Origin of the sequence: Nitrospira defluvii, assembly GCF_905220995.1 — a bacterium.
GTDB classification, from domain to species: domain Bacteria; phylum Nitrospirota; class Nitrospiria; order Nitrospirales; family Nitrospiraceae; genus Nitrospira_A; species Nitrospira_A defluvii_C.
In genome coordinates, this window is record NZ_CAJNBJ010000001.1 from 1,476,129 (window position 1) to 1,498,341 (window position 22,213).

The 22,213-nt window shown below is 57.7% G+C and carries 22 protein-coding genes and 2 tRNA genes; 8 read left to right on the top strand and 16 right to left on the bottom strand.

From position 1 onward, the window contains the following. The first annotated feature begins 21 nt into the window (after positions 1-21). Positions 22-774: a 6-carboxytetrahydropterin synthase gene (locus tag KJA79_RS07215; protein ID WP_213041295.1), complete on the top strand. Its 753-nt coding sequence runs from the start codon at positions 22-24 to the stop codon at positions 772-774. 178 nt (positions 775-952) lie between these two features. Here KJA79_RS07215 and KJA79_RS07220 read toward each other — a convergent pair whose 3' ends face one another. Continuing rightward, complete coding sequence (locus KJA79_RS07220) at positions 953-1,282, bottom strand: hypothetical protein (RefSeq protein WP_213041296.1); 330 nt, start codon at positions 1,280-1,282, stop codon at positions 953-955. A gap of 266 nt (positions 1,283-1,548) precedes the next feature. Here KJA79_RS07220 and KJA79_RS07225 point away from each other — a divergent pair, with 266 nt between their 5' ends. Both KJA79_RS07225 and KJA79_RS07230 read left to right on the top strand, forming a co-directional pair. Beyond that, entirely contained in the window at positions 1,549-2,775 is a 1,227-nt protein-coding gene (locus tag KJA79_RS07225; protein ID WP_213041297.1) for a hypothetical protein, read from the top strand. A gap of 1 nt (position 2,776) precedes the next feature. After that, positions 2,777-3,529, top strand: coding sequence for an OmpA family protein (locus KJA79_RS07230; protein ID WP_213041298.1), 753 nt, complete (start codon positions 2,777-2,779; stop codon positions 3,527-3,529). Positions 3,530-3,716: 187 nt separating this feature from the next. Here the strand turns inward: KJA79_RS07230 and KJA79_RS07235 are convergent, their stop codons facing one another. The 5 genes from KJA79_RS07235 to typA all read right to left on the bottom strand — a co-directional run bounded on the left by KJA79_RS07235 (position 3,717) and on the right by typA (position 8,433). After that, positions 3,717-4,565 carry a formylglycine-generating enzyme family protein gene (locus KJA79_RS07235; RefSeq protein WP_213041299.1) on the bottom strand — a complete coding sequence of 283 codons (849 nt, stop codon included), beginning with the start codon at positions 4,563-4,565 and terminating at the stop codon, positions 3,717-3,719. Positions 4,566-4,721: 156 nt separating this feature from the next. Then, positions 4,722-5,054 carry a thioredoxin family protein gene (locus KJA79_RS07240; RefSeq protein WP_213041300.1) on the bottom strand — a complete coding sequence of 111 codons (333 nt, stop codon included), beginning with the start codon at positions 5,052-5,054 and terminating at the stop codon, positions 4,722-4,724. Between the two features lie 73 nt (positions 5,055-5,127). Then, positions 5,128-5,598, bottom strand: a complete 471-nt coding sequence (locus KJA79_RS07245) for a redoxin domain-containing protein (protein ID WP_213041301.1) — start codon at positions 5,596-5,598, stop codon at positions 5,128-5,130. A 158-nt stretch (positions 5,599-5,756) separates the two neighbouring features. After that, complete coding sequence (locus tag KJA79_RS07250; protein WP_213041302.1) at positions 5,757-6,512, bottom strand: hypothetical protein; 756 nt, start codon at positions 6,510-6,512, stop codon at positions 5,757-5,759. A gap of 37 nt (positions 6,513-6,549) precedes the next feature. Beyond that, positions 6,550-8,433 carry a translational GTPase TypA gene (gene typA, locus KJA79_RS07255; RefSeq protein WP_246507476.1) on the bottom strand — a complete coding sequence of 628 codons (1,884 nt, stop codon included), beginning with the start codon at positions 8,431-8,433 and terminating at the stop codon, positions 6,550-6,552. 227 nt (positions 8,434-8,660) lie between these two features. Here typA and KJA79_RS07260 point away from each other — a divergent pair, with 227 nt between their 5' ends. Beyond that, a complete protein-coding gene (locus KJA79_RS07260) occupies positions 8,661-11,054 on the top strand; it encodes a penicillin-binding protein 1A (protein ID WP_213041303.1) in 2,394 nt (797 codons plus the stop codon). A 117-nt stretch (positions 11,055-11,171) separates the two neighbouring features. Here the strand turns inward: KJA79_RS07260 and iscX are convergent, their stop codons facing one another. The 7 genes from iscX to KJA79_RS07295 form a co-directional block, all read right to left on the bottom strand. After that, positions 11,172-11,384, bottom strand: a complete 213-nt coding sequence (iscX, locus tag KJA79_RS07265) for a Fe-S cluster assembly protein IscX (RefSeq protein WP_213041304.1) — start codon at positions 11,382-11,384, stop codon at positions 11,172-11,174. A 66-nt stretch (positions 11,385-11,450) separates the two neighbouring features. Then, a complete protein-coding gene (gene dnaK, locus KJA79_RS07270) occupies positions 11,451-13,271 on the bottom strand; it encodes a molecular chaperone DnaK (protein ID WP_213041305.1) in 1,821 nt (606 codons plus the stop codon). Positions 13,272-13,426: 155 nt separating this feature from the next. Next, positions 13,427-14,143, bottom strand: a complete 717-nt coding sequence (gene hscB / locus KJA79_RS07275) for a Fe-S protein assembly co-chaperone HscB (RefSeq protein ID WP_213041306.1) — start codon at positions 14,141-14,143, stop codon at positions 13,427-13,429. Between the two features lie 14 nt (positions 14,144-14,157). Then, positions 14,158-14,517, bottom strand: coding sequence for a HesB/IscA family protein (locus KJA79_RS07280; protein ID WP_213041307.1), 360 nt, complete (start codon positions 14,515-14,517; stop codon positions 14,158-14,160). A 20-nt stretch (positions 14,518-14,537) separates the two neighbouring features. Next, the gene (gene iscU / locus KJA79_RS07285; RefSeq protein ID WP_213041308.1) at positions 14,538-14,921 is read right to left on the bottom strand and encodes a Fe-S cluster assembly scaffold IscU; all 384 of its coding nucleotides are present in this window, start codon (positions 14,919-14,921) and stop codon (positions 14,538-14,540) included. 44 nt (positions 14,922-14,965) lie between these two features. Then, positions 14,966-16,183: an IscS subfamily cysteine desulfurase gene (locus KJA79_RS07290; protein WP_213041309.1), complete on the bottom strand. Its 1,218-nt coding sequence runs from the start codon at positions 16,181-16,183 to the stop codon at positions 14,966-14,968. Further along, the gene (locus tag KJA79_RS07295; RefSeq protein ID WP_213041310.1) at positions 16,180-16,659 is read right to left on the bottom strand and encodes an RrF2 family transcriptional regulator; all 480 of its coding nucleotides are present in this window, start codon (positions 16,657-16,659) and stop codon (positions 16,180-16,182) included. Before KJA79_RS07295 ends, KJA79_RS07290 begins: the two co-directional genes overlap by 4 nt. A gap of 198 nt (positions 16,660-16,857) precedes the next feature. Between KJA79_RS07295 and KJA79_RS07300 the strand changes: the two genes are divergently transcribed. Next, complete coding sequence (locus tag KJA79_RS07300) at positions 16,858-17,274, top strand: 2Fe-2S iron-sulfur cluster-binding protein (RefSeq protein WP_213041311.1); 417 nt, start codon at positions 16,858-16,860, stop codon at positions 17,272-17,274. Positions 17,275-17,301: 27 nt separating this feature from the next. On the opposite strand, the gene KJA79_RS07305 is transcribed toward KJA79_RS07300, so the two are convergent. Next, on the bottom strand, positions 17,302-18,000 hold the full coding sequence (locus KJA79_RS07305; protein ID WP_213041312.1) for a ferredoxin--NADP reductase: 699 nt from the start codon (positions 17,998-18,000) through the stop codon (positions 17,302-17,304). Between the two features lie 117 nt (positions 18,001-18,117). On the opposite strand from KJA79_RS07305, the gene gltX reads away from it, so the two are divergent. The 3 genes from gltX (at position 18,118) to KJA79_RS07320 (ending at position 19,801) form a co-directional block, all read left to right on the top strand. Beyond that, positions 18,118-19,533, top strand: coding sequence for a glutamate--tRNA ligase (gltX, locus tag KJA79_RS07310; RefSeq protein WP_213041313.1), 1,416 nt, complete (start codon positions 18,118-18,120; stop codon positions 19,531-19,533). A gap of 67 nt (positions 19,534-19,600) precedes the next feature. Continuing rightward, a tRNA-Gln gene (locus KJA79_RS07315) sits at positions 19,601-19,674 on the top strand. A gap of 53 nt (positions 19,675-19,727) precedes the next feature. Further along, positions 19,728-19,801 (top strand) — tRNA-Gln (locus tag KJA79_RS07320). 10 nt (positions 19,802-19,811) lie between these two features. On the opposite strand, the gene KJA79_RS07325 is transcribed toward KJA79_RS07320, so the two are convergent. Then, positions 19,812-21,659 carry an ABC-F family ATP-binding cassette domain-containing protein gene (locus KJA79_RS07325; protein ID WP_213041314.1) on the bottom strand — a complete coding sequence of 616 codons (1,848 nt, stop codon included), beginning with the start codon at positions 21,657-21,659 and terminating at the stop codon, positions 19,812-19,814. A gap of 153 nt (positions 21,660-21,812) precedes the next feature. After that, positions 21,813-22,148 (bottom strand): hypothetical protein, encoded by a 336-nt coding sequence (locus tag KJA79_RS07330; protein WP_213041315.1) that lies wholly within the window; start codon positions 22,146-22,148, stop codon positions 21,813-21,815. Between the last annotated feature and the right edge of the window lie 65 nt (positions 22,149-22,213).

The window sequence follows — 22,213 nt, forward strand, 5'->3', positions numbered from 1 at the left end:
ACAACTTAGAACTACGGTGCTATGGCCTCGGTACTCCTCAATAAACGCATAGAGTTTTGTGCCTCTCACCGTTATCACAAACCCGAGTGGGATGCGGCGAAGAACCGGGCGACGTTCGGTGCCTGTAACAACGATCCGGGGCATGGCCATAACTATATGCTGGAAGTGACCGTGGCGGGTGAAGTTGATTCACGAACCGGTATGGTCGTGAATTTGTTTGATCTGAAGGTCGTGTTGTTGCAGGTGCTGGAAGAGTTTGATCACAAACATCTCAACCTCGACCTACCCTATTTCAAGGAACAGATTCCGACTTCTGAAAACATCGCGCGTGTACTCTGGGACAAACTCAATGCCCAGCGGGACATCGGCACGCTGCAACGGTTGTCTCTCTATGAGGACGAGGATTTGTGCGCAGATCTCACAGCGGAAGCCGGTCTGGATGTGGCGTCGGTCACCAGGCGCTATTCATTTACTGCCGTCCATGAAGGCCACCGCGGACACACCTGGGATATGTTTGTGTCGGTGCACGGGCCGATCGACCGGGAGACCGGGATGGTGACCGATATTGTCGCGCTGGATCGTTTGGTCCATGACCGAGTCCTCGTGCCATTCGAAGGCCGCGATCTCCGTATTGCGCTCGCGACGCCATCCGTCACGGGAGAATATCTGGCCAAAGCCGTGTGGGATCGAATCGTCTCGGCGGTGCCGGCAGGGCGACTAGAGCTCGTCAAGCTGGTCCAAACTCGCGACCTCTCCTACGAATACTGCGGGTGAGCCGCAGCAACTGGCAGGTCTGTTCTCTGGCAGGCCTCTGATCTTCCGTCATTACCCCATCCCTCTTCATCCCGTCCCGTTTCTGATCAGCCAGGTAGTCGCTTCACATTATGCGACTGGATCTTGCCAGGGTACTCGACCGGCTGACAGTGAGCCTATCGAGGGGATCGTGAGGATCTTACCCGCGGACTAGGACGTAGGCGAATGTCGCCAGAGAAAGCAGTGCAATCGCGACCAGGAGGCTCCGAGCCACAGAGAGCGATCGTTGTGTTGTGCGCAAGGCCGCCTGGAGCCCCTCGATGGTGTTGGCTTGAACCGCGATGGTGCGTTGATGGGCATCGATCTGTTCCTGAAGTGCGGCGACGATCGGGTCGACAGTGGTCGGCGGCTCGGCGGGAACTGGTGTGCGAAGCCGGCCGATGGTCTTGAATAACTCAGGGGCGTTGTCCACGACCACGGGCAACAACTTTTTGGCAACCTGCAGCGCGGCGATCCAGGGAATGTTCATGCTGACCTATCCGAACCATTGTTCACACATGCTTCTGCCTATTCATGACACAGGGGGGATGCCCAAATCCACTTGCCTGGAGGCGGAAAAAAGCTCCGTCTCAGGCCGGCAGTTCTTGCCGGGTGACCTTGTTCTTCCCATGGCACACTCTTTCAACTGACTGAAATGTGGCCAGTTCCATGAGGTGGTGCCTCTGGCTCGATTGTTGAAAAGACTGATTCCCGGTGTGATCGCATGCTTGGGTCTTTTCTGGAGGAACGGGCGTCATGATGTCTATCTGGGAATTCTTCGGCCGAGATATAACGCTCTTCGGTGAACTTCACAGCCCGATGTTGAGCTGGCTTGGCTCAGGCGGATTGATCGCCCTATTTCTCTGGCATGCCGGAAGGTTGATGTCGGCCATCTCTAGTGGACAGGCCTGTTACATGCGTGTGTGGCCCACCCTGGAAAGCCTCGCCGCCAGCCGAAAAAGTCTCCAGGCCGAATGGCTGGTGGTCCCTCATCTGAGTGAGGTCAAGAAAGCAGCGAATCAAACCGGCGCACAACCAGAACGGGTTGATCTGGACGATCTCCACACGCTGGACAGGGCGATGCGTGGCGAGCCGCGTCTTGAACAGGCCTGGTTACACTTTCGAAAGACATTTGTCGTGGAGCGTACCGCGTGGTTCATCGAACCGAAAGTGTTCGCGACCCGGACGGCAGCGGAATTTTTCCCGCGCGATCTGCTGAATAGCCGGTTGAATCTCTCCTTCTATCATCAGTTTCCGTCGTTGATTACGGGGGGCGGGTTGTTGTTCACGTTCCTGGCGATTCTCATCGGCCTGAGTAAGCTGCATGCGGATGGAACTCATATCGTCGGCATTCAGGGGCTGATCAATGGGTTGGCCGGAAAGTTTCTGACGTCGATTGTGGGATTGCTCTGTGCCAATGTGTTTGTGTTGCTCGAGAAGTCGGCCTTGCATCGCCTGGCGACGACTCAGCAGCAGTTTGTGACCATGGTCGATGAGCTCTTTCCTCGGAAAACCATGGAGCAAATGTTGGAGAACTTCACCCCGGGGACTGGGTCCACGAAAGCTTCAGCCGGCAAGGGCGTGATTCCCGGCGATCTCGGTGATCGATTAGTCGGGACCCTGACCGATCGCTTGAATCCCACCGTCATTGCGCTGAGGGAGGCTGTAGAAGCGCTGGGTCGGCGGGATCACGGTGGTCGCGCTGCAGCTTCGGATCGGCTGGCAGAGGACTTGTCACGGGTCATGCAGCAGACGATGGCGACACCGATCCAAGAATTGAATCAGGCGATTCAGACGCTGGCCCGTTCTGTTGACGACCTCAAGCAGGAGCGCCACTCGGCCGCTCCCGAGCAGGAGCTGACCATGTTCGATGACGAGGTGCCGCAGCAGGGGGATGAAGACGTCATCCCGGATGACAGTATGCGTGGGCTACGCTGGTTTGCCAACTGGCGGCAAGGGGCTTCCATAAAGGAGGCGGCTTGAGATGCAAACGCATTCGTCGGTGGATTCTCCGGAACATTCGTCGGTGCTGACCATCGGGGTGACGGACTTGATGACCTCATTGGCCGTGATTTTTATTCTCCTGTTCAGCGCGTATGTCACCAAGGTGTCCGAAACGGACGCGCAGACGAAGGCGTCGATCCCTGACCCCACGTCTGAGCCACGTGTGGCAAAGAAGACGACGGAGGATATCAGAGGGGTATTGCGGGATCATTTCCAGCGGTTTGATTTGTCGCTGGATGCCGATTCAACGGATCCCAATGTGGTACGAATTGTCGTGCCCGATGCCTTGTTGAATTTTGAGTTTGGCAAGGGCACGCTCTCCGTGGTCGCTGATCAATTCCTCGCGGATGCAATGCCGACGTATGCCGCGCTCTTGTGCGGCGCCATGCGGGATCGCATCGATTCGCTGGTGATCGAAGGGCATACCGACGATCGAGGGTCGGATATCTACAATTTGAAGCTGAGCCAGGAACGTTCGCTCAATGTGATGGTCAAAGGGCTGGAGGTCATCAAGGATTCGGCGCCCTGGGCCTATCGTTGCTTCCAGGAGAAGACTTCCGCCAGTGGTCGAGGGCGACAGGACTTGGTGCTGGATCAATCCCGCGCGCTGGACCGAGAGAAGAGTCGACGGGTCGTGTTCAAGATTCGTCTGCGATCACCGGACCAACTGGCAGAAGCGAGTCACCTCATGCAACCGCTCGAATCCACAACCGTCACTTCTCGCCTGTTCTAGCCCGCATTATTCATGACGTTTCTGCTGCAATCACCGATTCATGGCTGCGACGGGCCTTCGGCCGGCGGGCTCGCCCCTCGGATCCTCAACGTACTGCACGAGTACGCGTCGGATCCTCCCGGCTCCGCGCGCCGGTCTCGCAACATGACTCTGCGATGTCGCGACGAACCGTCATGAATAATACGGGCTAGCGGGTGCCTGACGGTTGTGCGTCCCTGGCACAACGAAATCCCACATCGTTTCGTTTGGCGTCGGGTGCGTATCCGGCGCGATTCGCGGATCGTATCGCCTTCGAGTCATTGTTCCAGGCGCCTCCCCGCAAGCTTCGCAGTGGACCGGCTTTGGGGCCGGTTGGATTGTCGCGTGGGCTGAATTGGTAATAGGTGGAGTCGTACCAGTCGGCCACCCACTCCCAGAGGTTGCCGGCCAGGTCGTAGATCCCGTTGGGAGTCCGGCCGAGTTCCAACTGTCCCACATTGCTCACGGTGTCATAGCCTCGCCAAGCGGTCTGCCCTGCGGTTGTGTGCCCTTTTGTCGGGTGTGCGTGGCCCCAAGGATAGGTGCGGCCTTCGGTGCCGCGTGCCGCAAACTCCCATTCCGCTTCGGTCGGTAGTCGTTTCCCCACCCATCGGCAGTAGTCACGTGCATCGAACCAGCTCATCCCAATGACCGGCTTGCGGGCATGGGTGTTGAGGTTCGCTTCATGCCATTTAAAGGGCGGGTCCGGCTTTTGCGCATGGAGAAATTCAGCGTAGCGGGACACCGTCACTTCATAGGCATCCAGGTAGAAGGCGTTGACTGTGACTCGATGGACCGGCTGTTCATCATCCTGTCCGCGATCGTCTCCCATGGCGAACTCGCCGGCGGGAACCAGAATCATCGGCGCATCACGAGTTGGGTTGCCGGAGGCGGAATGTGATTGGAATGAATTGGGAGGTGATGGTTGTACGGCGAGGTCGTGGCTGCGGCTGACGTCGGCGCATATGGCCAACAGGAGCAATACCAGGGTGTAGGTGAACAGAGAAATGCGTCGCATGCTGTGGTACCCAAGCGATGGAGTGTGGCATCAGATGGGGACGCCCGTAGTCATTGTATCTGCTTTGTGTGAGGAAGTGTGGGACGTGAGCACGTTTTGATGGAGCGGAAGGGTCGATTGAGAGAGGAGATGGTCACTGTCGGCACTCGGAGAGCGCTATTTCAGGAGGTGATCGTTGATGAGGGCGGCGAGTTCTGCCGGTTCAACGACGCCTTCACGGGTGAGGAGGAGTTTCCCGTGCGCAAAGAAATGGGTGGTGGGATAGGTTTCGAACGTATGGGCCTTCTTGATCTCGCGGCACCGGCCGGGGACGTGCATCTTGGCCTTGCCGATCTTGATGTCCGGAAACTTGGCGGCGGTTTCTTCCAGGATGGGATCGTACTGTTTGCAGGGCTCGCAGGTGGCCAGGCCATAGGCAACTACGGCTCCGGCGCTCTCGGTAAACTCTTTGTAGTTCTCGTCTCTGACGTCCTGCACTGTGCCGGTCATGCGCGCTCCTCAGGGGTGGGCACTGATCGAGCAAGAGGCAGTGATACGCCTCCTGCTCGATCGTTGAGAGAAATTAGCTCAGCTTTGCCAGGGCGGCGAGAATATCTTTATCTTCACGTGCCACCTTGATTTCCTGAACTTTGACGTAGGCCACTTTGCCGTTCTTGTCGACGATGACCGTGGCGCGCTTGCCGCAATTCAACGGCTCAAAATACAATCCGTACTTCTTGACCACTTCGCGGTTGAAGTCGGACAAGAGACGGTGCTTCAGGTCGAGCGAATCCGCCCAGGCCTTGTGCGAAAAGAAGCTGTCGCAGCTGATCCCGAAGAGCTCAGCGTGGGCGCTTTGGAACTTGGGAAAGTCATCGGTCAGGCACTTGTTCTCGCCCTGACAGACCGGGCTCCAGTCGAGCGGGTAAAACGCGAGGACGACATTGCTCTTGCCTCGGTAATCGCTCAGCTTGACGTCCTTCTGGTCCTGATCCTTTAATGTGAAATCCGGCGCGGTATCGCCGACCTTAATTTCTGCAGCCACATCACTCATTGAGAATCCTCCTAGGTTAGACCTACAGCACGACGCAAAACCCTTTCGTGGTACCATGCCCAGAAAAACCTTGTCAACGGGGCCAGAAGGCCTACCGGCGAGAGGGGCAGACCCAACGTGTTGATTTCCCAGAGCGTGAGCCCATTCGTGCCGTCGTGCTAGCGGGGCGTGATTGCGATTTGCCTGAATGTCACCATGCGACCGGTCGGTGCCGTCGTACGATGTTTGATGAAGTGAATGGTGCGGGCAAGGGCAAAGAGGTCCAACGCACTGCCGACTTTCTGGTTGTGTCCGATTCGTAGGACCTCGTCGGCCGCCGATTCGAGCAGCGCGATCGCGTCGGCTTCCGGGAGGCCGCGTGGTTGGATCAGCTCCAGCTCATCCAGGCCGAATTTCGTCAGGCCGAGGGTGTAATACCAGTCGGAGCCTGCGTCATCGGTCTCCTGATGCTGGACGGTGACATGGTCGCGCGTCACGAAGACCGTTAACGGCCGGTCGTTCCAATCAGAGGGGTTCAGATACTCATGGCAGGTGACATCGAACGCGGTGCCGTCGGTGAGTAACGTCAGGCCGCGGGCAAGCCGGGCAGCAACCAGTACGGTGTCGCCTTTGGTGCCCGGTGCGGTCGTGGATGGCGAGACGACGCCGAGTTGAGGGTGTTCCCAGGTGAGGACGGACTGCCAGTGCACGGCCTCTGTCTCGGGCAGGCCGGCCAGGACATGGGCGCGCCATGGGCCGTGGGAGGCGCTGGCACGACCATCCTCGTGACGGTCGGTCCACAGGAGTGGGCCGCCGTATTGGAGGTCGTACCAGAGTTTCAGTTCATCGAGTGACGGGGGGATCCCTCGATAGCCGATCACATACAACGGCAACTTGGCGGGTGCAGGCTTCGGGATTTTTTTCCGAATCTTCATGCCGTCCGCACGTCAGGCCCTGCTCACTCGTCGGGAGCTACTTGGCGCTCTTCTTCGCTTTCCGGCGGTCCTCAGGGTTCAGGAGCCGTTTCCTGAGGCGCAGATGCTTCGGGGTCACTTCGACCAGTTCGTCGGGGCCGATGTACTCCATGGCAAATTCCAGAGACATCTCTCGCGGAGGAGTGAGGACCAGAGCTTCGTCGGTACCGGCTGCACGCATGTTGGACAATTGCTTTTGCTTGCAGACGTTCACGTCCAGGTCTTCATCGCGGCTGTTCTGGCCGACGATCATGCCTTGGTACACATCGACCGCTGCGCCAATGAATAGTTCCCCACGCTCTTGGGTCATGAACAGGGCATAGGCCGTGCTGGTTCCGGCCTCAAAGGCCACCAGTGAGCCATGGGGCGCCACGAGGAGCGCCTTCTCGTCGGCCGGGGCGTAGCCGGAAAACACGTGATGCATAATGACCGTCCCCCGCGTCTTGGCCAATAGCATGTTTTTTAGGCCGATGATGCCGCGAGTGGGAATGTGATATTCGATGTGCATTTCGCTCGACGCAGTCTCCCCCCCGACGAGTTTCATGTGACGGAGTTCGCCACGTCGCTTGCCGATCTCCTCGATCACCGGGCCTTGATATTCCGCCGGCACCTGGATCGTCAGTTCTTCAAACGGTTCCGTGACGGTCTCGCCGTCCCGATGCAGAATGACTTCGGGTTGCGAGATCTGAAGTTCATACCCTTCGCGCCGCATCTGTTCGATCAGGACCCCGAGATGGAGTTCGCCTCGACCGGCCACCAGGAATCGGTCGGCGCTGTCGGTCTCCTGGACGCGCAAGGACACGTTGGTTTCCAACTCCTTGAACAATCGCTCGCGAAGGTGGCGGGAGGTGAGATATTTGCCTTCACGGCCGGCGAACGGGCTGTTGTTCACGGAAAAGGTCATTTGAACAGTCGGTTCATCGATTGTCACCCGCGGCAGCGCGACGGGGTTACTGGGGTCGGCGATGGTGTCCCCGATGTTCACCTCTTCCAGCCCGCAGAGGGCGACGATTTCGCCGGCTTCAGCCGTTTCGATATCAGTGCGCTCAAGCCCTGAAAACACCGCAAGATCGGAAATTTTTCCCGGCACCTGGTCACCGTCTTTCGTGAGGGTGACCACGTTTTGTCGTCGGGCGATTGAGCCCGACTGAATCTTGCCGATCCCCATTTTCCCTTTATACGAATCCTGCGCCAGGGCCAGCACCAAAAGCTGAAATGGGCTGTCCCGATTGATGGCCGGTGCGGGAATCTTGTCGAGGATCGTATCCAGCAGCGGGGAGATATCCGTTCCGGGCTGTTTCAGATCGAGCGTGGCGAGACCCTTGATGGCCGAGGCGTACACGATGGGGAAGTCGAGCTGTTCGTCGCTGGCTCCCAGATGGACGAACAAGTCGAAGGTGCGATTCACGACATCGTCAATCACGGCGTCCGGGCGGTCGATTTTGTTGACGACGACAATGGCCTTATGGCCGAGGGCCAATGCTTTGCGCAGCACGAACGTTGTCTGCGGCATCGGTCCTTCCTTGGCATCGACGAGGATCAGCACCCCATCGACCATGCGCAAGGTACGTTCCACCTCGCCTCCGAAGTCAGCGTGCCCCGGCGTGTCGACGATGTTGATCTTGACGCCTTTGTAAGTGACGCTGGCATTCTTGGCTCGGATGGTAATGCCCCGCTCGCGCTCCTGATCCATGGAGTCCATGATCCGTTCGCCCATGTCGTCGATTTTTCGATGGACGTGGGTCTGACGCAGCACGGCATCGACAAGGGTCGTTTTCCCATGGTCGACGTGCGCGATGATGGCGATGTTGCGAATATCGGTCCGACGACCTTGCGGTGCATGCAGACCGGATGGGGTGGATGAGGGGGCTGAGCTGTTCATAGTCTCCAGTGCCTACCGTGAAAGTGCCAAAAAAAAGACGCCTTCGAATGAAGGCGTCTAAGCCTATGGACTATACCCGATTCAATAATCTTCTCGCAAGCTGATTGTGGAATGTGCAACGGAAACTTCTTCGGCCGACGATTCGAACCTTGCTTGAGTTTGTCGGGTGTGCATTGTATGGTGGGTGTGTCGCGGGTTGACCTCTTCCCTCGCAACCATCCAACTTCATGTCCGAACTCGATCACCTACTTGATAAGCCGGAGAAGCCTCGTCGTCGCTGGCGATGGTGGAAAATCGCCCTGATTGGGCTTCTCCTCTCCCTGATTCTCGGGGGCGGCGGCGCTGCCGGGATCCTCTGGTATTTTTCTCAAGATCTGCCGTCCCTAGACCCGTTACAGAATTATCAGCCCAGTCTGGTCACGCGGGTGTATTCCGATGACCGGCAGGTGATCGGCCAGTTTTTCATCGAACGACGCTTTCTCAAGCCCATTCAGGACATGCCGAAGAGCCTGACTCAGGCCGTCATTGCCACCGAGGATACGCGATTCTTCGAGCATCCCGGCTTGGACATCGTCGGCATTCTTCGCGCAGCTTGGACGAATATTCGACATGGCGGCCGAAAAGTCGAGGGTGCCAGCACCATCACCCAGCAGTTGGCGCGTTCGTTGTTTCTTTCGGCGGAACGGACGTTTGATCGCAAAGTCCGCGAGCTGATCCTGGCCTACAAGATGGAGTTGGTGCTGACGAAGGAGCAGATTCTGGAGATGTATCTGAACCAGATCTACTTCGGGCAGGGCGCCTACGGCGTGGCGGCGGCCGCTCAAACCTACTTCGGCAAGGAACTCTCGAAGCTCACGCTGGCTGAATCGGCATTCCTTGCCGGGCTTCCCAAATCACCCAGCCACTATTCGCCGTTCAAAGCATACGACCGGGCCAAGAAGCGCCAAGAGCATGTATTGAGCCGCATGGCCGAGGCAGGGTTTATCGGCGCGGCTGATCGGGACCAGGCTGTGGCAGAAAAACTGAACTTTCGCCGGCCGGGTAGCGAACACCTTGGGCCATATTTTGTTGAGTACATCCGTCAGCTGTTGGTGGCCAAGTTCGGGGAGGCCATGGTCTACAAGGGTGGACTGGAAGTCTTCACCACGCTGAATGCCGATATGCAGAAAGCCGCGGAAGCGGCTGTGTTTCACGGACTGCGCGAGGTGGACAAACGCCAGGGATGGCGTGGCCCGCTGCGCACGGTTGATCTGACGACTCTGGAGGTCCCGGCCCCTGATCCCGCGGTCAAACTTGCCGAAGGCGATATGATGGAAGGGGTGGTGACGAAGATCGCGAAGGATCATGTGCTGGTGCAGATCGGGGGCACGACGGGCCGGCTGAGTTTCGACGACATGGCCTGGGCCTCCAAGTATCTCAAGGGGAAAGATCCCACGAAAGACGCCGTTCCCGTGAAGAACATCAAGCAACTCCTCACGCCCGGCGATGTGATTGAGGTCGGAGTGAAGAAGCTTGAAAAGGAGACTGTGCATCTGCGGTTGGAGCAGACACCGGTGGTCGAGGGTGCGCTGGTGGCCGTAGATCCGAAGACCGGGGCGATTCGCGCCATGGTCGGCGGGTATGATTTTGCACGCAGCGAATACAATCGCGCGGTGCTGGCTCGCCGTCAGCCGGGATCGTCATTCAAGCCGATCATCTATGCCACGGCGATGAATCAAGGGATGAGTCCGGCGACGGTCGTGTTGGATGCGCCGGTGGTGTATGAGCAGGAAGAGGAAGACAAAACCTGGAAGCCGGAGAACTACGGCAGGCGCTTTCACGGTATTGTCAGCCTGAGGGAAGCATTGATCCATTCCCACAACCTAGCCACTGTTCGCCTTCTGGATAAAGTCGGGATTCGGAACGTGATCGATTTTTCCCGGACGGTGGGCGTCGTCAGTCCATTGGCTGCCGACCTGTCGCTCGCATTGGGCTCTTCCAGTGTCGGCTTGATGGAACTCGTTTCTGTCTATGGGGTGTTTGCCAATCAGGGCGTGCGTGTGGAGCCCTATGCCGTGGCAAGCGTGCAGGACAGCGGGGGGCGTACACTGGATCAGGCGGTTGTCCAGCCTCGACAGGTCGTTTCCCGCGAAACCGCGTATTTGATCACCAATATGATGGAAGACGTGATCCAGCGTGGTACGGGCATCGCGGCCAAAGCGGTCATCGATCGGCCGGTCGCGGGAAAAACCGGAACCACGAACGACTTTACCGATGCCTGGTTCATCGGGTCCACGCCGAATTTGGCGACCGGGGCGTGGGTGGGGTTTGACGATCGGCGGCCGTTGGGCGAAACCGAGTCCGGAGCGCATGCGGCGTTGCCGATTTGGATCGCGTTTATGAAAGAGGCCCTCAAACAGTTGCCGGTCGTGCCCTTTGAAATTCCTGACGGCGTCATGTTCGTGAAGGTGGATCCGACGACGGCACTGCTCACCGACCAGGATGAACAACACGGTACCGTGGAGCTTTTCACAAAAGGCACTGAGCCGACGAAGAGCGCCGGATCCAAGATTGATCCCACCGATTTTTACAGACTGGATCAGCTCCAGGACAGTGCCCCACCGCCAGCGGTCGAACCGTAGCGACTCTCCCACAGGCTGGCGCTCCGCTACAGGCATTCGCCTATCCTGGAGGCATGCCTCCTCACGAAGAGGTGTGGTGTCAGCGTTCAGGGAGAAAGTGGTGAGGGGCGAGGCCGGTCAGGATTGTGAATCCTGATATTCCTCGTGCCAGGCCATCTGAATGGATTCCAGGATCTTCTCGTTGGATTTCTTGGGGTCATCCTTGAAATCCGGAAGGGCGACGATCCAGGCGTGCATGTCTGTGAATCGCACGGTCAACGGGTCGGTATGTGGGTGTTCCTCAACCAGTCGGATTGCAATATCCTCTGCGTTCTGCCACTTGAGATCCATCACGGCTCCTCGCTACTCACAGGTGCTGGAAATATTCGTCCGGACGGTCGTCGTCCATTCCGTCAATCATGTCACATCGGAGACTTTTTTGCCTTGAAGCCCTTGCTTCAAGGAATCGTCCAACATGGCTACAGTTAGGGTTTTGGCTGCTTGTTCAAGGTCGGCCATGCGCCCTCGGATGGCCCGAGGGTCGGTGCCATCCTTCGCCGCAGCTAGGCCAGCAAGTGCGGCACGAATGCCGGCGACTTCCTCTGGTGCGACGAGATGGCCGTTGTCAGCCAATGATTTTTCTGTAGTGGTGATCAGCGCCCCCGCGTCAAGCCGGGCCTCGATCAACTTACGTGCGCTGACGTCGTCCGCCGCGAACTTAAATGAATCTTCGATCATTCGTTCGACTTCTTGATCCGATAAGCCATAGGAGGGTTTGACCTCGATCGATTGGCTCTCTCCGGTTCGCATGTCCTTGGCCATGACGTTCAAGATCCCGTTGGCGTCGATCAAGAACGTCACTTCGATGCGTGGAACCCCCGCAGGTAAGGGTGGAACCTTCAATCGGAAGCGAGCCAGGCTGCGGTTGTCTTGTGCCAGTTCGCGTTCGCCTTGGAGAATGTGAATGTCGACGCCGGTTTGGCCGTCCACATAGGTGGTGAACATTTCCTTGGCGCTGGCGGGAATCGTGGTGTTGCGTCGGATGAGGCTGCTCATGACCCCGCCCATCGTTTCTATGCCTAAGGACAGCGGGGTGACGTCGAGCAGCAACATGTCCGTCGTGCCACCGCTGAGGATGTCGGCCTGGACCGCGGCGCCCAGCGCGACGACTTCATCCGGGTTCAGGTCGCAGTGCGGTTGTTTGCCGAAGAGCGCCTGTACCTGTTGGCGCACGAGCGGCATGCGGGTTGATCCTCCCACGAGGACGACTTCGTCGATATCAGTCGGATTGAGGCCTGCATCCTTGAGGGCGAGACGGCAAGGGCCGAGGGTTCGCTCAACCAATGCGGTGCACAGCCCATTGAGTTGATCACGAGTCAGCTCTCGGCTGAACCGCCCCTGGCCGTTGGGTAGGTCGAGTGTCACGGTAGTCTGCAACTCTTCGGACAAGCGAATCTTTGCGCGTTCGGCCTCCAGGCGGATCGCCTGCATTTGGTCCGGCAGTGTGGCCAGATCGAGCCCATGCTGCGTCCGGATCTCGTTCAGGAGTAGTTCGGTCAGCACCTGATCGAAATCATCACCGCCGAGGTGTGTGTCGCCATTGGTGGCCAGCACTTCGAAAATGCCGTTTTTCAATTTCAGGATCGAGATGTCGAACGTTCCGCCGCCAAGGTCGTACACGGCAATCGTGCCTTGTGTCTTTTTCTGCAGGCCGTAAGCCAGCGAGGCAGCGGTCGGCTCATTGATAATGCGCAGCACCTCCAGTCCGGCGATCATGCCGGCATCTTTGGTGGCTTGCCGCTGGCTATCGTTGAAATAGGCCGGTACGGTGATGACGGCTTTGCTGATGCTCTCTCCGAGAAAAGCCTCGGCTCGAAGTTTGAGCTCCTTCAGGATCATGGCCGAGATCTGTGGAGGTGAATAGGATTTTTCGCCCAGCGTGATTCGGATGACCCCGCCTTTTTCAGTGAGTGTATAGGGGAAGTAGGCGAGTTCGCTCTGGACATCGGCGAGGCTTTTGCCCATGAAGCGTTTGACGGAATAGACGGTACGCTCGGGACTTCTCGTGAGATGTTCTTTCGCTGGATCACCGACGATGAGCCCGTTGTCGGTCAGTGCCACGACGGAAGGCACCATCCCGCGTTCATGGCGGGCCGAGATGACACGCGGGGTGTCCTTATCCATATAGGCGACGAGCGAGTTCGTGGTCCCGAGGTCAATGCCGACAATGCGTGTCATAGAAAAATCCTGAAACGGTTTCTCAGTTCGGTGTTTCGTCCGGTCGCCTAGTCCGCGAGGTCATAGAGGCCGGCGAGGCGTGCTCTCTTCCAACCAGTCTCATGCGTACGTCTCTGGAGTGTGCTGTGTGCGCCATGCTGGTGGTTCATTGGTGGTTAGGCGATGGTTTCGACGAGGTCGTTCACGATATTTTTGACATAGGTACGGTTGGACAGGATGTTGCGCATGTCTTTGAGTAAGTGGTTACGCTCGGCTCTGACTTGCTCAGTGGCTTCGCCGCGGTCCTGTAGTGCATCCCACCGGCCGAACAGCTGAAGGAGTTGGGCTTCCATCTCACGTTGGCGTTGTTCCAGTGCTGTCCGATCAGCGTGGAGTTTAGTCCGGAGTGTAGACGCATGTGCAGAGGCGCGATCGCTCCCCCGAAATTCGTCGAGCGTATCCTGCAATTCGAGGATTTCCTCAAACAGGTCGGCGGGGGGCGTGGTTCGGATATCCTTCACCGCACCGGCCTCAAGGTCCAGCAGATATTCGGCGCGTTGAATCGGATCTCGCAGAGTGCGGTACGCGGTGTTGAGCATCGCCGAGTTTCCGAGGCTGATCGTCTGCTCTGCATCGCTCTTGTTTTGGTAAAAATCAGGGTGAAAAGCGCGGCTCAATTCGTAGAACTTGGTTTCCAAGACGTTCGTGTCGATGACCAAGCGCCGGGGTAGCCCAAAGCAGGTGAAATAGTCGAGATCTTTCGAGACCGGTTGTACCTTGACGCATCGGTCGCAAAAATATTCCCCCGCCATTTCGGATTGGCAATGCCAGCACATGCTGCGAGCCATTCGGAGTTCGCGCCGGTCTCCGGTGTTATGAGTATGTTCGTCCATCTGCGTTTGCTCGCTTAAGCCGAGAAGGATTCTCCGCAGCCGCAGGTCTTGTTGGCGTTGGGGTTGACGAATTTGAAATTCCCGCCCATCAGGTCTTTCTGGAAGTCCAATTGAGTCCCTTGCAGATAGATGGCGCTTTTGGCATCCACGATGACCTTCACGCCGTCGAATTCGTACACCTGGTCGTACTGGCCGATTTTTTCATCGAAGTTGATGGTGTAGCTCAGTCCGGAACAGCCGCCGCCTTTGACGCCCAGGCGGAGGCCCCCTTCATCAATGCCTTGGACATTGATGAGGCGTTTCACTTCCTTGAGGGCGGCATCGCTCAGCGTAATCACCGGGGCTTGGGCATCGGTATTCGTGGTGACATCCATAGTGCGCTCCTTCCTGTCGATTACTTCGATTCGGCTTTCTTTTGATAGTCGGCGAGGGCCGCCTTAATGGCATCCTCTGCCAATACCGAACAGTGGATTTTCACCGGGGGCAGATTGAGTTCCTGGACGATATCGGTGTTCTTGATCTTGCCGGCTTCCTCCACCGTTTTGCCTTTCAGCCACTCGGTGGCCAGGCTGGAACTGGCGATCGCGGAACCGCATCCGAAGGTTTTGAACTTCGCGTCCACAATCGTGTCGTTTTGCACCTTGATTTGGAGCTTCATGACATCGCCGCACTCGGGGGCGCCCACGATACCTGTACCGACTCCGTCTTCTTCCTTCTTGAAGCTGCCCATATTGCGGGGATTGTTGAAATGGTCGACGACTTTTTCGCTGTAGGCCATGGTGTCCTCCGGAAAATATCAGTCAGAATGGTGATGGTTTCAGATTAATGCGCTGCCCATTGCACGGTTTTCAGGTCGATGCCTTCTTTGGCCATTTCATAGAGCGGCGACATTTCGCGCAGCTTGGTCACGGTTTCGATAATCTTCTTCGCGGCATAGTCAACTTCCTCGTCGAGGGTGAAACGTCCCAGTCCGAACCTGATAGAGGAGTGCGCTAGTTCCGCTCCGACTCCCAAGGCGCGCAAGACATAGGACGGTTCCAGTGTCGCCGATGTGCAGGCCGAGCCGGAAGAGAGGGCGATTTCTTTACAGCCCATCAGCAACGACTCTCCCTCGACATAGGCAAACGAAATGTTCAGGTTGTGCGGGAGGCGTTCCGTCGGATGACCGTTCAAGTAGACCTCCTCAAGCGCGTTGGTAATGGTTGCATGTAGCCGGTCACGCATGGCGGAGAGTCGCGTCGCGTCGGCCCCCATTTCCTGTTCGCACAGTTCACAAGCCTTCCCGAACCCCACGATCAAAGGCACCGGGAGCGTTCCTGACCGCATGCCGCGTTCATGTCCGCCGCCATCCATTTGAGCGGCGATACGCACCCGAGGATTCTTTTTTCTGACGTAGAGCGCGCCGACGCCCTTAGGCCCATAAATCTTATGCGCGCTGAAGGACATCAGGTCGATGCCCATGTCCTGCACGTCGACCGGGACCTTTCCCACGCCCTGCGTCGCATCGCAGTGGAAGAGGATGCCCTTTTCTTTTGCGATCTTTCCGATTTCCTTAATTGGGTTGATCGTTCCGATTTCGTTATTCGCGAACATGACGGATATGAGAATGGTCTTGTCGGTGATCGCGTTCCGGACGTCCTCCGGATTCACCATGCCGAACTTGTCGACGGGGAGGTAGGTCACCTTGACGCCGCGCTTGGCTTCCAGCGTTTTGGCCGTATCCAGCACCGCGCGATGTTCGGTCGACGAGGTGATGATGTGGTCGCCCTTCTCGTGGTACATCTCCACCACGCCTTTGAGGGCTAGGTTGTTGGATTCGGTGGCGCCACTCGTGAAGACGATTTCTTTGGCGTCCGCATGAATCAACTTGGCGATCTGTTTACGCGCGGTTTCCACACCCTCTTCAGCCTCCCATCCGAACGCGTGGTTCCGGCTGGCGGCGTTCCCGAACTTTTCTATGAAATAGGGCAGCATTGATTCCAACACCCGAGGGTCCATCGGGGTGGTCGCATGGTTATCCAGGTAGATCGGGAACTTCATCGCTCGACTCCTTGTTGTTCCGTCGCGACGGATTGAATGGTGATGAGAGGGGTGCCCCCCAGCATATCTTGCAATGTCATGCTGTTCAGAAGCTGATAGATGCTGCTCTGAATTTTCAGAAGCGGGGTCCTGATGTTACAGTGTTCGCGCTGCATGCAGGCGTCGCCGTTTTTCTCATGGGCGCAATCCATAATCCCGAGCGGCCCCTCCAGGCTTTCGAGTACGCGGGCGATCGTGATCTCACGGGGATTTTTGCCGAGGAGGTAGCCACCCTTGGGGCCGTTGTGGCTTTCGATGATGCCGCTCTTGGAGAGGGTTTGAAGGACTTTTGCCAGTAACTCGACCGGAATATGATATTCCTCGGCGATCTCTTTGGTGTTCACCACCCGGGCATGAGCCACATCGCCGTATTGATTCGAAGCAATGTGTTGAAGGGCCATGAGCCCGTAGTCTGCTTTCTTGGATAATTTCAACATGACCTATTGCCGATCTTTCAGATCGGAGACTATAATGATCTCCGATCAAATGAGTCGTACAAAAGTTATCATGTGATCTTTTGACCTGTCAAGGGTTGAAAAGACCAAGAACGCACAAGCATTGTGCTTCACAAGCCGTTGAGTGCTGGTACGCCAGACCTCGCATCACTGGTTGAATCACAGAAGGGGTTACGCAACATGGGTGGAACCAATCCCTACATCGAAAAAGCCGATGTCGAATTGCCGTCGAAACGTTATACCGTGACCTTTATTTTTCCGGACAAGAGCGAAAAGAAGGTGGAAGTGCTCCCGGACAAGATTCCCTACGGACCGACAGGACTGCCGGGTAGCATTCTGGATATCGCCATGGGGAACGACATCGATCTTGAGCATGTGTGCGGGGGGGTCTGCGCCTGCTCCACCTGTCATGTCATGGTGAAGAAGGGTCTAGAGACCTGCAATGAGGGCACGGACGATGAGTTCGATCAATTAGACGAAGCCCCCGTCACGACGCTGCAATCGCGCCTGGGCTGTCAGTGTGTCCCGAACGGATCGATGGATGTGATTGTGGAAATTCCCGCCATCAATAAGAATCTGGCGAAAGAAGGCCACTGATCGAGGAGGCAGAGGTCTGCCGAGGCGTCAGTCGTACGTTTCGAGTTTCACCTCCCGCCGATCGAATCCTAGTTCCATGAAGAGGCTCCGGAGCGGGCGCGCAAAAGCCTTGATCCCTGCGATCATTGGTGTGACGCGGCGCCCGTTTCCGGCGAGTTGTTTGATCGCCTCTACCGTCCCTGCATGGCCCTCCGGGGCCTCGCTCACAAACGGCAGATAGTGAAAATGTGAGTGCCTCGCGGCCAGCGCCGTGAACTCTTCGTGGTACAGCTGTTCGCTAGTGGTCGGCGCATGGGCAATCAGGGTTGTCTTGCGCAGGGTGTTGTGTCCAGCAAGCGCACGGACCATACAGCGGAGCGGGACAAGGCCCGAATACCGGCCGATCAACAATAGGTGCTGCGCCTCCGTCTCGGGAAGTATGAAGTGGCCATAGGGGCCTGAGAGCGGGATGCGATCGCCTGGCTTACGCGACGAGAGATAGCCTGAGCCTTTCCCCCCTGGAACATGGTCAAAGACGAGTGTCAGATGCCCGTGGGGTGACGGAGGCTCGGCCAGCGAATAGGCGCGATTCAGTGGTGGATGGTCTCCGACCGGCAATTGGAGGGAGATCCACTGGCCGGGTTGAAACGCCAGGGGGAACTCAATCGGGCGGAGCACGAGTTCTGTGGTATGGGGTGTCAACGCGGTGAGCGAGACGACTTCAGCAAGTTGTGTTGGTTCAGCCATGGACTGTTCTTAGCAAAATCGGATTCAGAATGGAACTGCCCCGTTCTGTACATCGTTTCGGTGCCATGTTATAGATAGCCCCCCGTTACATTCTTCCACACACACTACGGTGACGCGATGAGTCAGGTCAGGGTTCGATTTGCGCCCAGTCCGACCGGCTTCCTCCATATCGGCGGGGTGCGGACGGCCTTGTTCAACTGGCTGTTTGCTCGGCAACAGAACGGCGTGTTTATTCTTCGGATTGAAGATACCGACCAGGATCGGTCGACCGACGCATCGATCCAAGCTATTCTCGATGGCATGCGCTGGGTCAAGCTGGATTGGGATGAAGGTCCCTTTCGTCAGACCGACCGCATGGATCTCTATCGAAGTCATGCCTTTCGGTTGTTTGAGCAGGGCCATGCCTATTGGTGCGTGTGCAGGCCGGAGGAGCTGGAGGTGCGCCGAAAAGAAGCGGAAGCCAAGGGCGGATCGCCCCGATACGACGGCCGTTGCCGGAATCTGGGCCTGTCCAAGCCACCCGGTGACGCGGCGCTCCGGTTCAAGGCACCGCAGGACGGTCAGACGGTTGTCGAGGACCTCATCAAGGGGCGGGTGGTGTTCGACAATCAAATTCTGGATGACGTCATCATTCTGAGATCAAACGGCTTTCCCACCTACAACTTTTCCGTGGTGGTGGACGACGCGCTGATGGGCATTACGCATGTGGTGCGGGGGGACGACCATCTTACGAATACGCCGCGCCAGATTCCTATTTTTCAGGCCCTCGGGTTCCCGCTGCCGCGCTTCGGACATTTACCGATGATTCTCGGGTCGGACAAGACGCGGCTCTCGAAACGTCATGGCGCGACGTCGATCATGGCCTATAAGGACATGGGTTACCTGCCGGAGGCCATGGTCAACTATCTGGTTCGCCTCGGGTGGTCGCATGGAGATCAAGAGCTCTTTTCGCGAGAAGAGCTGATCGAAAAATTCTCCTGGAAGAATGTCCAGACTTCTCCCGCTGTCTTCAACCCCGACAAGCTGTTGTGGCTCAATGCCGAGTACCTCAAGACCAATCCTCCGGAGCAGATCGCCCAGGCACTTGTGCCCCTATTGGAAGAGGCCGGTCTCAAGGATGAAGTTCGCGCTGTGTCCACTGAATGGCTTGCGCAACTGGTGGTCTTGGTGAAAGAGCGGACCAAGACGTTGGTTGAGATGGTTCATTGGGTAAAGCCCTACTTCGGCGAAGCGGTGTCGTTTGATGAGGAGGCGGCGAAGAAGTTTCTCACTGCGGCCCAGGCTCCGATGCTGCTCAGGTTGGTGGAACGCTTTGAGGCGTTGCCTGCCTTCTCCAAGCAGGAATGGGAAGAGGCGTTCAAAAAGTTGGTCGAGGAAGCGGGCATTAAAATGGGGCAGTTGGCCCAGCCTGTGCGAGTTGCCCTGACCGGCCGAACGGCAAGCCCGGGCCTGTTTGAAGTGATGGAGGTTCTCGGCCGGGAACGTACGTTGATTCGTTTGCGCAAAGCGATCGAGCAGGCTTCTAAATCCTGATGGGCTACTCAAGAATCGCGCTCGATCTTGACGCAATGGAGAGGCTTATATTACTGTGTGGACCGGTTGGGGGATCGTCTAGCGGTAGGACGTCAGTCTCTGGATCTGACTACCTAGGTTCGATTCCTAGTCCCCCAGCCAAAATCTTTTCCCTGCCTTGCTCTTCAGCTCGACGTCTCGGTTCCGTACCGCGCTGGGGGATCGTCTAGCGGTAGGACGCCAGCCTTTGGAGCTGGCTACCTAGGTTCGATTCCTAGTCCCCCAGCCAAATCCCCCTGTCACGAACTCTGCACGGTCTGCGCGCGTTTCTCATCCAATTCGGCCCAGCGGGCGTAGAGGCGCTCCACTTCAGCCTGCGCTGCCACCAAGGCTTCGCTCCGCGCCTGTAACTCTGCGGCATTCGACACCACCGCCGGATCCTGAAGGGCATCCTGGCAGTTCGCGACCAGCTCTTCGGCTTTCAGAATACTGTCTTCGATCGCGCCCCATTCCTTCTGTTCGCGATAGCTCAGTTTCTTGGGCTTGCGAATCGTGGTAGTTCCGGCCCCTTCGTCGGTCGTGGCGGACGCGGTGGTCTCCTTGTTCGCGCTCGTTTCCGACTCGGCGACCCGTTCTTGCGCGCTTTCCCATTGGGCGTAGTCGGCAAACCATTCAACGCGGCCGGTGCCGTCCAGAGCCAGCAGCATGGTTGAGACGCGATCCAGCAACCAGCGATCATGGGTGACCAGCACCAACGCCCCGGGAAATTCGAGCAAACTGTCTTCCAGCACATCGAGTGTTGGAATATCCAAATCATTGGTCGGTTCGTCGAGAATCAGTAGGTCTGCCGGTTGCAACATCAGTTGGGCAATCAGCAGCCGTGCCTGTTCGCCTCCGGAGAGTCGCGAGACCGGTAGGTCAAGCTGTTCAGGGCGAAAGAGAAAACGTTTCGCCCACGACGCCAGATGGACGGAGCGGCCTTGATAGATGACCGCATCACCGGTCGGGGCCAGTGCACGGCGGAGACTGGCAGCTTGGTCCAGCGACTCCCGGTGTTGTTCGAACGAGACGATGCGCAGCCCGTCGGCACGCATGATCGTGCCCGCATCAGGCTCCAGTGTGCCCGCCAGTAGGCGGAGGAGCGTGGTTTTGCCGCTGCCGTTGGGACCGAGGAGGCCGAGTCGCTGGCCGGGGCCGAGGAGCAGGTCAAGATTTGAGACGACCGGCCTGCCTTGAAAGCTTTTCGTGACCTGTTTCGCCACCAGAAGTTGTTTGGATTTTCGGCCGGAGGCGGCAAAGTCGATGCCGATGGTTGACTGCGCCGCGCGGGCCTCGACCTGGTCCAGTTCATCAATGAGTTTCCCCGCAGATTGAATCCGACCCTTGGCTTTGGTCGTGCGAGCCTTGGGGCCGCGCCGCAACCATTCCACTTCTCGCCGCACACGGTTGGCCAACGATGATTGATAGTCCGCCTGCGCCTGGAGCGCGGCATCCCGTTGTTCCAGAAAGTCGCTGTATCGACCTTTGGCTTCAAAGCGCCCTTCGGGATAACAACGATTGAGTTCCACCATGCGTGTGGCGATCGACTCTAAAAAGCGGCGGTCGTGACTGATGACGAGAAAGGCCTTGGCGCGATTCTTCAGCAGTCGCTCCAGCCAAAGAATGCCCTCGACATCCAAATGGTTGGTCGGCTCGTCCATGAGCAGCACATCCGGTTCGAGCAGCAACGCCTGGGTGATGGCCAATCGCTTGCGCCAGCCTCCGGAGAGGGTATCGATGCTCTGTTCCGGATCGGGAAAGGTGCCGATGCTCAGGGCTCGAGCGATCCGGCCCCCTTCTTCGTGAGGATCACGCCCTGCGTCGGTGAGGGTCTGTTGCAAGACTTGCTCGATGCTGAAGCCGGCGGGGAAACTCGGTTCCTGAGGGACATATCCGACCCGTGTATGGCCGCGCAGGGTGCGAGTGCCGTCATCCGGAGGCTCAAGCCCGGCCAGAATTTTCAGCAGCGTCGACTTGCCGGACCCGTTCGGGCCGATCAACCCGACATGGTCGCCCTCGAAGAGCGCCAGGGTCAGGTTGGCAAACAAGGCTCGCACGCCATAACTTTTACTGATCGATTCGCAGCTCAATAGAATGTTCGGGGCCATAACCCTGACGTACCTCTCTTGGGACGGTAAAGCCTGCAGTATACGGTGTGCGGGCGGTTCGGGGCTAGAAGGCAGCGCAGAATGGTCTTCCGCCGAGGCGCTCGAGAGTCTGGAGGCTGCATGGGGGGCGCGTTTCGGCTCCGGCGGTGGCGGTCAATGCGCAGTTTTTGCGCGGCCGGTGCGAAGACGATGCTGGAAGCAGCTTGGACAGAGATTGTAGCCGCCTTGTGATGACGTATGAAACGAGTCCATGTTCGTGGCGCCGCAATCGAAGCAGCGGACCCGGCTGACGATGGATCGCGGCAGGAGCGGTGCAGTGTCGATGCGCTGCAGCTCGTCGTGCAGCCGGCGAGTAGAGTGATATATGCTTGTGAGCAGCGCCTGTGCCGCGGGGACTGCCACGGGGATCGCCGCCTTGAGCATGGACAGGCGATCGTGGAATGAGGGGCTATTCGCCTGATACTCGTCGCGCTCTGGTCTCGTGCTCATCCTCTTGGCTCCTTCGGTCTGTGTTGGGCTCGATTGGTGAGACGGGATTTTCCTGCATCAATGGG